This is a genomic window from Vibrio zhugei (genome assembly GCF_003716875.1).
In the GTDB taxonomy this organism is placed as follows: Bacteria; Pseudomonadota; Gammaproteobacteria; order Enterobacterales; family Vibrionaceae; genus Vibrio; species Vibrio zhugei.
In genome coordinates, this window is record NZ_CP033078.1 from 70,033 (window position 1) to 83,519 (window position 13,487).

Here is a 13,487-nt window from a genome sequence, read left to right on the forward strand (position 1 = left end):
TATTAAAGCCTCAGCAGATATGCTGGGGCTTTTTTACGTTTGCAGCATTGAAAGTGAGCCATGCTCTTGCCTCTCTATCTCGCCTCTTCTGATGATACGTATTCTATCTTTTGCTAAAGTAGCCTTTATTTTTATTCTCTCTGTTTATAGATGGGGAGATTTCGTCGACTCATGATGACTTTCTCAACACTATTACCTGCTGTCAGAGCAGAAAATTCCTAATAAACTGTTACTGAATGTATAAAGCGTTTTCTGGAATTCATAGCGTCTTTTCTCTATATTTACGACTGTAAATTGTTTGAGTAATAGTTTAATTCTCTGATTTTTGGTTACTTATTGGATTGGTATGAATTTTTTGCCCTCTTATTATTTATACACTCAAAACGCATAAATGGCTTTTTTAGCGACAAGCTTTGATTTTTTATTCTACGATTGTTGCTTTTTACTAATATATTTGCCAAATTGATGAACGAATAAAGTCAGCATAAGATGCTGATCAGAATGGATTCATCGTATGGCTGGACAGCGCAAGCAGGAATAATGTTCAGTCCATCAGACAGGGAAACACTGTCCAAGCAGTAGAGGTCTGGTTTAAATGTCGCTTTTAGAAGTTCGTAATCTTCGTATTGAATACCCATCCCGTCATGGCGTGTTTACCGCTGTGAAAGATTTATCACTCTCGATCGAACGTGGTGAAATCCTAGGAGTAGTGGGGGAATCTGGGGCCGGTAAATCAACCGTCGGAAATGCCATTATTGATTTGTTGAGTCCTCCTGGCCATGTGGCAGGGGGGCAAGTTCTCCTTGATGGCCAAGAAATTTCTGGGCTTGATAGTGAGTCGATGCGCAAAGTTCGAGGCTCGAATATCGGGTTTATCTTTCAAGACCCAATGACGTCTCTTAACCCGCTTTTTACGGTTGAGCAGCAGTTAAAAGAAACCATTCATGCCAATATGAAGGTCAGTGATAAAGAAGCGTACGAGCGCGCACTGAGCTTATTAAATCAAGTGGGTATCCCTCAGCCTGAAAACCGTTTAAAACAATACCCTCACCAATTCTCAGGTGGTATGCGACAACGTGTCGTGATCGCGATTGCGTTGGCGGGGGAGCCCGATTTGATCATCGCCGATGAGCCGACCACCGCGCTGGATGTGTCGATTCAAGACCAAATTCTCAATTTAATCCGCGATTTGTGTGAGCAGCACAATGTCGGGTGCATGTTGGTTACCCATGACATGGGAGTGGTATCGAACGTCACGGATCGGGTGGCCGTGATGTATCGAGGTGAATTGGTCGAAATCGGTGAGACGGCCAAAGTGTTGGGCGAACCGGAACATCCTTATACTCGTAGCCTAATTTCTGCGGTTCCTCGTTCCGACATCAAGCTTGACCGTTTCCCTTTGGTCAGTTACATCGAAGCGGCGCAAGAGCCGCAGAAGCACATCGATATTCAACATCACTGGCTCGGCCAGCGAGAAATTCAGCGAGATTACACCGGGCCACTTTTACGGGTGGAAAATGTGCATTTACGCTTTACCACTAAACCGTCACTTTTTCCCAAACAGCGTGAATATGTGGTGGCGTCGAATGATGTCAGCTTTGACATCAAAGAAGGCGAAACCTTTGGATTAGTGGGTGAATCTGGATCCGGTAAATCGACCATTGCGCGAGTCATTGCTGGGTTATATCAGCCGAATTCGGGCAATGTAACCTTCGAAGGCATCAATTTAACGCAATTGTCCTCAGAAAAAGAACGCCGTCCGTTCCGCCGTCAAATGCAGATGGTCTTTCAAAACCCCTACACGTCTATGAACCCGCGCATGAAGGTGTTCGACATCGTTGCCGAACCGATTCGCTTTCACCGGTTGACGGAGAATGAATCACAAACGCGCCAAGTGGTTGAGGACTTGCTGGATCATGTCGGCTTAGGGCGTTTAGCTGGTCTGAAGTATCCTCATGAGTTCTCAGGCGGGCAGCGCCAGCGTATTTCTATCGCTCGCGCGTTAGCGACACGTCCACGCTTATTAATTTGTGATGAACCCACGTCGGCTTTAGATGTGTCGGTACAGGCTCAAATCCTCAACTTATTGAAAGATTTACAGCAAGAGTTGGATTTGACCATGCTGTTTATTAGCCATGACCTACCGGTGATTCGCCAAGTCTGCGATCGCGTTGGCGTGATGCAAAAAGGCACTTTGCTTGAAGTGGCGCCCACCGAACAACTGTTTACTCAGCCAACTCATCCATACAGTCAGCAACTGATTTCCCTAATGCCTGAATTTACGGGATTACGCGCTGATATTGCTTAACGCATCACCGAAAGGTGATGTTGAACCCTAATTAGGAACACAACCCCCGCATAAGGAGATATGCATGAACACAATGAAGAGTAAGATCGCTCTCGCTCTAATGACCGCAGGTCTGAGTTTCTCTGCCATCGCGGCCAATATTACCGTGGCGTATGACGCTGATCCGGTTTCCCTTGATCCAGAAGAACAACTCTCTGGTGGTACGCTACAGCTTTCCCATATGGTGTTTGACCCACTAGTGCGTCACAAACAAGATATGACGTTTGAACCACGTTTGGCGACGAGCTGGGAGCGCATCAATGATACGACAATGCGTTTTCATCTGCGTAAAGGTGTGACTTTCCACTCTGGTAATAAATTCACGGCTGACGATGTGGTGTGGACGTTTAAGCGTTTAAAACGCTCACAAGACTTTAAAGGCATCTTTGAACCCTACAAAGAAGCGGTAAAAGTCGATGACTATACCGTTGATTTGGTGGCAACGGGGCCGTACCCACTCGTGCTACAAAATGCCACGTATCTCTTTGTGATGGACAGCAAGTTCTATACAGGGACCACCGAAGATGGTCGAGATAAAAGTGTCATTCAAAAACATGGTAACTCTTTTGCGTCGACCAACGAATCAGGAACGGGACCGTTTACCGTGGGTTTTCGTGAGCAAGGTGTGAAAACCGAATTCCATCGTTTTGATAACTACTGGGATAAAGCGTCGAAAGGGAATGTGGAAGACTTAACCCTCGTGCCAATCAAAGAAAACGCAACGCGTGTTGCGGCATTGCTATCGGGCGATGTGGACATGATTGCGCCAGTGGCGCCGAATGATCAGCGCCGCGTAAAAACCACTTCAGGTGTGAAACTCGTCACTTTGCCAAGTGATCGCATCATCACATTCCAAATGAATGAACAATCGAACCCAGCATTGAAAGATAAGCGTGTGCGTCAAGCCATCGTCTATGCGATTAACAATGATGGTATCGTGAAAAAAATCATGCGTGGCTTCGCGACGACAGCCAGCCAGCAAAGTCCAGCTTCTTACATAGGTCATAACAGCGATTTAAAACCTCGTTACGATCTGAAAAAAGCCAAACAGCTAATGAAAGAAGCCGGGTATGAAAATGGCTTCTCGTTGACGATGATGGCGCCGAATAACCGTTATGTGAATGATGCCAAGATTGCCCAAGCAACCTCTGCGATGTTGTCTAAAATTGGCATCAAAGTGAGCTTAAAAACCATGCCGAAGGCGCAGTACTGGCCAGAGTTTGATAAGTGTTCAGCAGACATGATGATGATCGGTTGGCAGTCAGATACCCAAGATTCCGCCAACTACACAGAATTTTTGACGATGACCCGCAATGAAAAAACCGGTAAAGGTCAATATAACTGTGGTCATTACTCTAATCCAAAAGTAGACGAACTGATCGAAAAATCGAATGTTGAAACGGACCAAGCGAAACGCGCACAGCAGTTAAAAGAAGTGGAAGCTTTGCTGTATAACGATGCGGCCTTTGTGCCAATGCACTGGGAAAACTTGTCGTGGGCATCAAAAAATGCACTACAGATTGAGTCGATCGTGAACCCAATGAACCAACCATACTTTGGTGATTTGGTCGTTAAAGAAAATAAATAATGATAAACATTCAGGTGCCGCTTCACGCGGTACCTGATTGACTATTTCTGTGCTTAGCGTGACATCAGCCCACCTAAGCACGTCTTTTAGGCTGAGGATAGGGATTTATCGCAGATGATAATGCGATAAACCGTCATGGATAGTAAAGGGGCAAGGAATGGTTTCGTTTCTGGTCAAGCGCCTGTTTCAGGCACTGATAGTCATGTTTGTGATCAGTCTAGTGGCGTTTGCCATTCAGGATAATCTAGGCGATCCATTGAGAGAGTTGGTGGGGCAGTCGGTATCTCAAGCTGAGCGTCAACAATTACGTGATGATTTAGGGCTTAATGACCCGTTTATCACCAAATATACGCGGTTCCTTACCGGTGCTTTACATGGTGATTTGGGGATGTCATATACGTTTAAGCGCCCCGCATTAGACATTATTTTAGAAAAGCTGGTGGCCACGTTAGAGCTCGTATTTGGAGCCTCGGTCATTATTATCGTGTTATCCATTCCACTCGGCGTGTATGCCGCGATTCATCCTAAGCGATGGCTAACGAAAGTCATCATGGCGGGCAGCAGCATTGGTATTTCCATTCCGGTTTTCCTCACGGCCATTCTATTAATGTATGTGTTTTCGATAGAACTTGGTTGGCTGCCGTCCTATGGCAGGGGAGAAACGGTGAATGTACTGGGCTGGCAATCGGGTTATTTCACACTTGATGGCTTAGCGCATTTAGTTCTGCCTTGTGTGTCACTGGCCTCAATTATGCTGCCACTGTTTATTCGTTTGGTTCGCTCGGAAATGCTCGAAGTGCTTAGCTCTGAGTACATCAAATTTGCGAAAGCTAAGGGCTTACCTTTAAAGAAAGTGCATTTTAAACATGCATTGAAAAATACCATGCTGCCAGTATTAACCGTGGGTGGGGTACAAATAGGTTTGATGGTGGCTTATACCATTTTAACCGAGACGGTTTTCCAGTGGCCGGGAACCGGGTTCTTATTCCTTGATGCAGTCAACCGTGTGGATACCCCTTTGATTACGGCTTATGTGATTATCGTTGGCTTGATCTTTGTTGTTACCAATACGGTGATTGATTTGTTGTATGGACTCATTAACCCAACCGTCAACTTAACAGGCAAAGGAGCGTAATCATGGCGACAGTATCAACGGTTCCTTCGCGTTGGGAACGCTTTAAACAATCGGATTTTTTGTATTATTTCCTCAATGATAAAGTCGCAATGCTGAGTTTTGCTGTCTTTATTGTGTGCTTATTGGCGGCGTTATTTGCGCCATTGATTGCGCCATATAATCCCTATGACTTGTCGTCAATTGATATCATGGACTCTGAATTGCCACCTGCGTGGATGATGGATGGCAGCCCTGATTTCCTTTTGGGGACGGATGACCAAGGTCGCGATATTCTATCGACCATTTTGTATGGCTCTCGCTTGTCATTGACCATCGGCTTTTTAGCGGTCGGGTTACAGTTATTGATTGGAACCATTGTTGGATTGTGCTCAGGCTACTTTGGTGGGCGCATTGATAACTTTTTGATGCGTGTTGCGGATGTGCAATTATCGTTTTCTACCATGATGGTGGCGATCATTGTTTCGGCGATTTTTAAAGCCAGTTTTGGTGGTCAGTTGTATGGTGAATATGCGGTGATCATGTTGGTCTTCATCATTGGTTTTGCTGAATGGCCGCAGTATGCACGGACCATTCGCGCCTCCGTACTCGCCGAGCGTGAAAAAGAATATGTCGAAGCCGCTCGCGTCATGGGGTTCGGTTCTCTACGAATTATGTTTCGCCACATTCTCCCTAACTGTCTTTCTCCGATCTTGGTCATTTCTACCGTACAGGTGGCCAACGCGATCATGTCAGAAGCGGCATTGTCGTTTCTTGGTTTGGGCTTGCCCGTGGATCAACCGTCGTTAGGGTCACTGATTAATATTGGTTTCACTTATATTTTCTCTGGTTCTTGGTGGATTACCGCTTTCCCTGGGATTGTTCTGGTTATTTTAGTTTTAGTGATTAACTTGCTCGGAGACTGGCTCAGAGATGTATTTAATCCCAAATTATATAAAGGCTGAGCGAATTGATTGATTTTATAGTCAAAAACTAACTAAACTAGAGTCGTAAGTATCACTTACGGCTCTTTTTTTGCATTCATTACTAAAAGGCTAATACTTGCCGCCAATGAATCGCGGGATAGAATGGAGATTATAATGGAACGCCGGCCTCAATATACATCACGCTGCTGCCTACTCAGTTTATTGCTACTCGCAACATCGTTTTCATCGTTTACTGTGAACGCGCAAGATTTCTTATGTGACGCCACCCAACCGAGCGCCAATCATTTGCCTGTACTGGATAGTCGTTGCCCGATAGGGCAAGGGTTATGGGGGGATCGCAAGCCAAAGCAAACCCATTCGCATTTTTGGATTCAATGTGGATTGATGAGGAAAGGTTTGTCCGTTGATGCTGCGAAGCCGTTATATCAAAAAATCACCACGGATGTCTGGCTAAAACCAGAAGGGAAAGCAACCCGATGTTTGATTGGCCCCTATACCGACTACAATAAAGCCCATCAAGACATGTTACGAGTGCGGCAATTGCCTGGTTATCAAAAAGCGTTTATCCGTGATGTGAAGAAAGCAAGTAACGTAGTGACACCGACGAAAGCCGTCGTATCTACTCGCCATAAACGAATGAAATTTCTAGCCGAAGAGCCCGTGACGGCGAAACGGGTGGTGGTTGAGCGCCAGCAACCTAAGCCGAAAAAAACGCTGAATGTTGAGATAAGACGCCGCGTTCAAGTAGGAAAACTCGAGTATGTGATTCCTTACGTTTCGGAAAAAGAGACTCAGTTTTATATGGATAGAAATCAGCCATGGATTCGCTTGAGTTATGATAAAGCGGAACACATGTGTAGCAACATTCGCATGCGCTTGGTGACCACAGAAGAGTGGCAACAATTGTTAGCCGCGAACGTGATGGATAAGAATCAGTGGCCAATGAATCTGCCGTATTGGGGATGGCATAAGAAAGGGCTATTTACTAATGGTAATACGAATGCCCTAAAAGGTAGCGCATTACTCAATGTGGTGTGTGTGCACTCAGTGTAATGGTTCGCATGGTGTGACCCATGAACATGAAAAGGCCAAAAGAAAGCCCGCTAGCGACTATCGTTAGCGGGCTTTTTGTTACTGGGCGCCTGGCGTTATTTCATCTCTTCCACCGATTTAACGGCTTCATCAACGGATGTGGATTTTTGGTCTGCAGCGGACCACCCCCCCCCTAGTGCTTTGAACAGACTAATCCGACTGGTCAGCAAGTTGAGGTGAGACGACAGTTCGCTTTCTCGTGCGCTAAAGAATGAACGTTGCGCGTCCAAAAGATCGATATAGCTATCATTCCCTTGTTTGTAACGCATTTTCGCGAGTTCATAATAATCTTTGTTGGCATCCAAGTTAGCTTGTTGCGCTTTCCATTGCTCCATATAGTACTCTTGACCGAGTAACGCATCAGAGACTTCTTTAAAGCCAGTTTCGATAGCGGCCTCATAAGCAATCACCGACGATTGTTTTTTGATTTTCGCGACATCGAGATTGGCCGATGTTTTACCCCAGTTGAAAATGGGTAAGGTAATCGATGGGGCAAATGACCAATATCCTGAGTTCGAGCTAAATAAATCATCCAGAGAGTTGCTCATTGTTCCCGCCCCAGCAGTCAGCTGGATTTGTGGGAAAAAGGCCGCACGAGCCGCGCCAATATTGGCATTATCGGCTTTCAATGTATGTTCAGCCGCGAGAATATCAGGACGGTTTAAAATCAGCTTGGAAGAACTGCCCACTTTCAGTTCTGCGAGCATCTTGCCATCTTCTATCGGTAAGCGATCTTTAGTCGCGAAACCAATCGGTGCTCCCACAAGCTGGCGGAGCATGTTTTTTTGCTGCGCGACGGAAAGTTTGTACTTCGCTGCATTCGCTCTCGCACTGTAGAGTGCTGTCTTACTTTGCGCTAAGGTCAGCGCGTCACTGTAGCCCGCATCATATCGAGTTTTTACCAACTCTAATGTTTGGCTATAAGCTTTGACGGTATCTTGGGTCAAGCTTAGGAGCTCTTGATCGGTAATGAGTTTGATGTAGGCAGAGGCGACTTGTGACACCAAAGCAATCACAGCGCTGCGGCGGTTCTCGTCCGAAGCCAAGTAGCTTTGCATGGCTTCATCACTCAAGCTTTTCACTCGGCCAAACAGATCTAACTCGTAGCTCGTGACACCAACACCCAACTGACTGGATGTCGCGTACTGTTTACGGTTGTTTGGCGTTGCCGTTTCTGGTGTTAACGTGCGTGAATAAGCTCCGTTAACATCCAAACCTGGATAACGATTGGAATCTTGAATGCGATACTGTGCTTTGGTTTGCGCGACTTTAAGGATCGTTTGTTTTAAATCCTTATTGTTTTGCAATGCGGCATCAATCAATTCTTGCAGATGCTTGTCCGCCATAAAACTGCGCCAGTGTGGAATCGCCGTTTCCAAATTCTGACGAGCAGACGCTTCTGTCCAGCCTTGATGCTCAGATTGGGTATCAGGCTGGTGGTAATCTGGGGCCATGCTGCAGCCGCTTAGCGCGGCTGCAATCAGTAATGGTAATAGTTTACTTGTCATCACTGTTCTCCTGTGTCTCATCAATGTCCGGCTCTATGTAATGTCGTTTTGTGCCAAATAGGCGCATCACCATGACAAAGAAGACAGGGACAAAGAAGATGGATAAGATCGTTGCTGATAGCATACCGCCAGCGACCCCCCAACCGATCGCATTACGGCTTGCCGCACCTGCACCGGTACTTAACGCGAGGGGAAGTACGCCGAGGATAAAGGCGAACGATGTCATCATAATCGGTCGTAAACGCATGCGAGCCGCTTCAACCGTGGCTTTGGTAATATCGTAACCTTGGTCATAGAGCTCTTTGGCAAACTCAACAATGAGGATCGCGTTTTTCGCTGATAGACCAATGGTTGTCAATAGGCCCACTTGGAAATACACGTCATTTGACAGACCTTTAAAGGTTGCCGCTAATACCGCACCTAAGATACCCAAAGGCACCACTAAGATGACGGAGAACGGAACACTCCAGCTTTCGTACAACGCGGCTAGCGACAAGAATACGATAAGTAACGAGATACCGTACAGGAAGCCCGCTTGTGCCGATGACTGACGTTCTTGGAAAGAGACGCCGCCCCACTGAACACCAATGCCATCAGGCAGCTTGCTCACTAGTTTCTCGATTTCTGCCATCGCTTCGCCTGAGCTGTAACCGGCGGCCGCAGAACCTTGAATGTTCATGGATGAACTGCCGTTGAAACGCTCTAGACGTGGCGAGCCATAAGTCCAGTGATAACTGGCAAAGGCACCAAATGGCACCATTTCACCATTGCTGTTACGGACATGCCACAGCTCTAGGTTTTCTGGGTCCATACGGAATGGCGCGTCTGCTTGAACATACACTTTCTTAATACGTCCATTATCGATGAAGTCGTTGACGTACGTTGACCCCCATGCCGTGGATAGCATTGAGTTAATATCGGTAACGGAAACGCCCATCGCCATGGCTTTCTCATAGTCGATGTCGATACGGAACTGTGGACCGTCTTCCATACCATTTGGACGAACACCGGTGAGAATCGGATCTTGCGATGCCATGCCCAGTAACTGGTTACGTGCTTGTAAAAGCTTCTCGTGGCCTAAGTTACCACGGTCAACTAAATACGCATCAAACCCGTTTGCTGTACCTAAACTCGGAACGGCTGGCATGTTGAACGGGAACACCTGAGCTTCTTTGATGGTTGAGAAATACCCAAAGGCTCGGCCGATGATCGCTTGCGCAGATTGCGAAGGATTCGGGCGTTCGCTCCAGTCTTTCAACTTAACAAACGCTAAGCCCATGTTTTGTCCTTGCCCCGCAAAACTGAACCCAGCAATCGTAAAGACGGAATCCACACTGTCTTTTTCTTGTTGCTTAAAGTAGTTTTCCACTTTCTTGTTGACGGCTTCAGTCCGTTCAATGGTTGCACCGGTAGGCAGGTTGATCATCGCCAGTACGATACCTTGGTCTTCTTCCGGAAGGAAAGAGGCCGGCAAGCGGTTCCAAGCAAAAGCAAGACCCGCAACAATGATGATATAGATAACCACATAGCGCAGTTTTTGGCCAAGGCTGGTCGAGACATAACGTTGGTAACGTGCTGTTCCAGCATTAAAGCTATTGTTGAACCATGCAAAGGGGCCTTTGGTAATGTGTTGCTCGCCTTTCTTACGCGGTTTTAGAATGGTGGCACACAAGGCTGGCGTTAATACCATCGCCACAAGCACAGACAAAATCATTGCCGAGACGATCGTGACTGAGAACTGACGATAAATTTCGCCCGATGCGCCGCCAAAGAAGGCCATCGGTACAAATACCGCACTCAATACTAGGGCAATACCCACCAAAGCGCCGGTAATCTGCTTCATGGATTTGCGGGTGGCGTGTAACGGTGATAAGCCGTCTTCTTCCATAACCCGCTCGACGTTTTCGACCACGACGATGGCATCATCCACCAGCAACCCGATGGCCAGTACTAAACCAAACATGGTGAGTGTGTTAATGGAATAACCAAATCCGGCCATGACGCCAAATGTACCTAAAAGAACCACAGGCACGGCGATGGTTGGAATTAACGTCGCTCTAAAGTTTTGTAGGAACACGTACATCACGATGAACACCAGCACCACCGCTTCGATCAGCGTATGTACCACTTCTTCAATCGAGATTTTAACAAACGGAGTCGTGTCGTACGGGTAATTCACTTCCATGGTTTTCGGGAAGAACTGCTGCAACTCATGCATTTTCGCTTTCACCGCTTTGGCGGTATCCAGCGCATTGGCTCCACTGGCAAGCTTAACGGCTATACCGCTAGAGAACTTACCGTTGTAACGAGCGATGGTGCTGTAGCTTTCACCCCCGATTTCCACTCGAGCGACATCTTTGACACGTACTTGAGACCCATCTTTTTGCACTTTCAGTAAGATGTTTTTAAATTCATCCACCGTACTTAAACGGCCTTGTGCTGTGATCGTAGCGGTCAGTTGTGTGCCGGGTTGTGCTGGTGTGCCACCGAGTGAGCCTACGGAAACTTGCGTGTTCTGCATTGAAATTGCGGTTGAGACATCATTCGGTGTTAAGTTGAACTTGTTCAATTTGTTTGGGTTTAGCCAGATACGCATTGAGTGCTGGGCACCAAATACCTGAACATCGCCCACACCTTCCACACGACTCAGAGGGTCTTTAACGTTCGAAACCACGTAGTCCGAAAGTTCATAGTTGTTCATCGAGTCATCTTTGGAGATAAAACCGACCACCATTAAGAAACTGTCTGACGATTTGGCAACGGTAACACCATAGTTGACCACGGCGTCCGGAAGGCTGGCTTCCACCGTACTCAATTTATTCTGCACTTGTACCTGTGCGATGTCTGGATCCGCGCCAGTTGCGAAGGTCAGTTGAACTTGGAATTGACCAGCAGAAGAACTGCTTGATGACATATAAAGCAGGTCATCAATACCATTCATGTTCTGCTCAATCACCTGCGTTACACTGCTTTCAACGGTTTTTGCCGATGCCCCTGTGTATTGACCAGAGATGGTCACCGACGGTGGTGCAATAGACGGATACTGCTCAATCGGTAAGATCTTGATCGACAAAATCCCCGCGAGCATGATTATGATTGCGATAACCCAAGCAAATATGGGCCTATCGATAAAGAAACGAGCCATAAAACAGAGTCCCTATTTTTTGTCTTTTTTCTTAGGCGCCACTAGGGTACCTGGGTGGATAGATTGAAGTCCGGTGGTAATGATTTGGTCACCGTCTTTAAGCCCATCGGTTACTATCCAGTTAGAACCAAGCATGCGCTCAGTGGTTATAATGCGATCAACCACCTTGTTTTTATCATCCACAACAAACACGTGTGCTTGACCTTGAGGATCGCGTGTCACTGCCGGTTGCGGCACCAAGAAGGCTTTCGCTTTACTGTCGACTGGAACCGTCGCACGGACAAACAAGCCAGGTAATAGCGTGTCATCCGGGTTTGGTAGTAGCGCACGAATGTTGACGGTACCGGTCGACTCATTCACGGACACATCGGCAAACTGCAAGGTGGCCTTCTGAGCGATTTTGGTGCCATCATCGAGCGTGACGGTGATACCACTCAATTTATTGGCGGGTTGCCCTGTGTTATTGGCTTTCTCTTGAGCACGTTGACGCAGTTTCATCATGGTGCTACTTGGCTGAGATAAGTCGACATACAGCGGATCGAGTTGTTGAATGGTGGCGAGGTAATTCGCTTGATTGGCGGTAACCAATGCACCTTCTGTAAAGTTGGATTTGCCAATACGACCAGAAATAGGGGCTTTGATTTTGGTGTAATCCAGATTGATTTGGGCCGTTTTTACTGCTGCCTTAGCTGCCATCACTGCGGCTTGATTGGCGCGGTATGTTGCCATCGCATCTTCGTAATCTTGTTGACTGATTGCTCGATTTTTAACCAAACCTTCGTAACGTGTCGCTTGTAATTTGGAACGTTGTAATGTGGCTTCCGCAGAGGCAAGATCGGCCTTAGCGCTGGCAAGTTTGGCTTCGTAAGTCGCTGGGTCGATTTGATAAAGCACATCGCCCTTATTCACCTTACTTCCTTCTACAAATAAACGCTTGGTAATGATACCTTCCACTTGCGGACGAACTTCAGCAATTCGGTAAGCACTGGTTCTGCCAGGTAGCTGATCGGTGATTTCTACTGATTGTGGATGGATAGTAACCGTGTCTACTGTGACTGCTTGGGGTGGTTGATTGTTAGGCTTCGACGCCTCTTTATCACAACCTGTCAATGCCACCGCTAAGCCTATGGCTATCATAGTGTTGCGGTATTTAGGCAAGACTTTTGTCATAGCTTATCTCCTGATAACAAGTATTTGAGTGCTCGTTTCCGTTGGCTATAAAGAGAGACATCTCAACCAATCAAGCAAACGAAGCACCGAAAGCTAAAGTTCGGTAAATTGAAAATGTGGATATAATCGCAAAATTGTAGCGCATGATGGGGTTAATGTGCGGTTAACACTCCTTGTCCGTCATGAAACTATGCTCGTGTATCTATTCCTTTGAGCTCCTACCCAGCATAACCTGTGAAGTAGATTTATCAAGATATTAACCGGACTTCTGTACATTTTTTTAGCGCTAAAATGTATTGTATCGGCAATATCTAATATACAGCAACCACACGGGAATGGGGAAGCTTTATACGGTATTCGATAAATGCTGGATAAAGGAAAAGACAGGGGACAAGACTGTGCGATGGATCGGAGGAATTGCAGTGCGAACGCCGTATGGTTGGTCTCATGCTCTTGTATTAGGCGCTCTCGCTGTTTGGCTATCCATGAGCCAGATAAGTGCCATTTATTTCACGTCTTTTTGTAATGCGATGGGTTACGCCAGTGGGCCTTTCTTCATCTGTGTAATTCTTTCCAAGT

General features: G+C 46.6%; 8 protein-coding genes. 5 read left to right on the top strand and 3 right to left on the bottom strand.

Annotated features, from left to right (window positions below; genetic code table 11):
- Positions 1–595 precede the first annotated feature (595 nt).
- From EAE30_RS05435 to EAE30_RS05455, 5 genes are all read left to right on the top strand, one after another.
- A complete protein-coding gene (locus EAE30_RS05435; RefSeq protein WP_123015072.1) occupies positions 596–2,308 on the top strand; it encodes an ABC transporter ATP-binding protein in 1,713 nt (570 codons plus the stop codon).
- 64 nt (positions 2,309–2,372) lie between these two features.
- Positions 2,373–3,935 (top strand): ABC transporter substrate-binding protein, encoded by a 1,563-nt coding sequence (locus EAE30_RS05440; protein ID WP_123015073.1) that lies wholly within the window; start codon positions 2,373–2,375, stop codon positions 3,933–3,935.
- A gap of 157 nt (positions 3,936–4,092) precedes the next feature.
- Complete coding sequence (locus EAE30_RS05445; protein WP_123015074.1) at positions 4,093–5,070, top strand: ABC transporter permease; 978 nt, start codon at positions 4,093–4,095, stop codon at positions 5,068–5,070.
- A gap of 2 nt (positions 5,071–5,072) precedes the next feature.
- The gene (locus tag EAE30_RS05450; RefSeq protein ID WP_123015075.1) at positions 5,073–6,011 is read left to right on the top strand and encodes an ABC transporter permease; all 939 of its coding nucleotides are present in this window, start codon (positions 5,073–5,075) and stop codon (positions 6,009–6,011) included.
- Between the two features lie 135 nt (positions 6,012–6,146).
- Positions 6,147–7,046, top strand: a complete 900-nt coding sequence (locus EAE30_RS05455; protein WP_241967711.1) for an SPOR domain-containing protein — start codon at positions 6,147–6,149, stop codon at positions 7,044–7,046.
- Positions 7,047–7,141: 95 nt separating this feature from the next.
- Here EAE30_RS05455 and EAE30_RS05460 read toward each other — a convergent pair whose 3' ends face one another.
- Genes EAE30_RS05460 through EAE30_RS05470 form a run of 3 tightly spaced genes read right to left on the bottom strand, consistent with a single transcriptional unit; the run spans position 7,142 to position 12,908 of the window.
- A complete protein-coding gene (locus EAE30_RS05460; RefSeq protein WP_164711801.1) occupies positions 7,142–8,593 on the bottom strand; it encodes an efflux transporter outer membrane subunit in 1,452 nt (483 codons plus the stop codon).
- Positions 8,583–11,738, bottom strand: a complete 3,156-nt coding sequence (locus tag EAE30_RS05465) for an efflux RND transporter permease subunit (RefSeq protein ID WP_123015078.1) — start codon at positions 11,736–11,738, stop codon at positions 8,583–8,585. Before EAE30_RS05465 ends, EAE30_RS05460 begins: the two co-directional genes overlap by 11 nt.
- A 12-nt stretch (positions 11,739–11,750) precedes the next feature.
- Positions 11,751–12,908, bottom strand: a complete 1,158-nt coding sequence (locus tag EAE30_RS05470; protein ID WP_123015079.1) for an efflux RND transporter periplasmic adaptor subunit — start codon at positions 12,906–12,908, stop codon at positions 11,751–11,753.
- Positions 12,909–13,487 lie beyond the last annotated feature (579 nt).

What these genes read in the sequence shown, in the direction of transcription:
- EAE30_RS05435 (WP_123015072.1), top strand. Translation starts at nt 596, where the DNA reads ATGTCGCTTTTAGAAGTTCGTAATCTTCGTATTGAATACCCATCCCGT.
- EAE30_RS05440 (WP_123015073.1), top strand. Translation starts at nt 2,373, where the DNA reads ATGAACACAATGAAGAGTAAGATCGCTCTCGCTCTAATGACCGCAGGT.
- EAE30_RS05445 (WP_123015074.1), top strand. Translation starts at nt 4,093, where the DNA reads ATGGTTTCGTTTCTGGTCAAGCGCCTGTTTCAGGCACTGATAGTCATG.
- EAE30_RS05450 (WP_123015075.1), top strand. Translation starts at nt 5,073, where the DNA reads ATGGCGACAGTATCAACGGTTCCTTCGCGTTGGGAACGCTTTAAACAA.
- EAE30_RS05455 (WP_241967711.1), top strand. Translation starts at nt 6,147, where the DNA reads ATGGAACGCCGGCCTCAATATACATCACGCTGCTGCCTACTCAGTTTA.
- EAE30_RS05460 (WP_164711801.1), bottom strand. Translation starts at nt 8,593, where the DNA reads ATGACAAGTAAACTATTACCATTACTGATTGCAGCCGCGCTAAGCGGC.
- EAE30_RS05465 (WP_123015078.1), bottom strand. Translation starts at nt 11,738, where the DNA reads ATGGCTCGTTTCTTTATCGATAGGCCCATATTTGCTTGGGTTATCGCA.
- EAE30_RS05470 (WP_123015079.1), bottom strand. Translation starts at nt 12,908, where the DNA reads ATGACAAAAGTCTTGCCTAAATACCGCAACACTATGATAGCCATAGGC.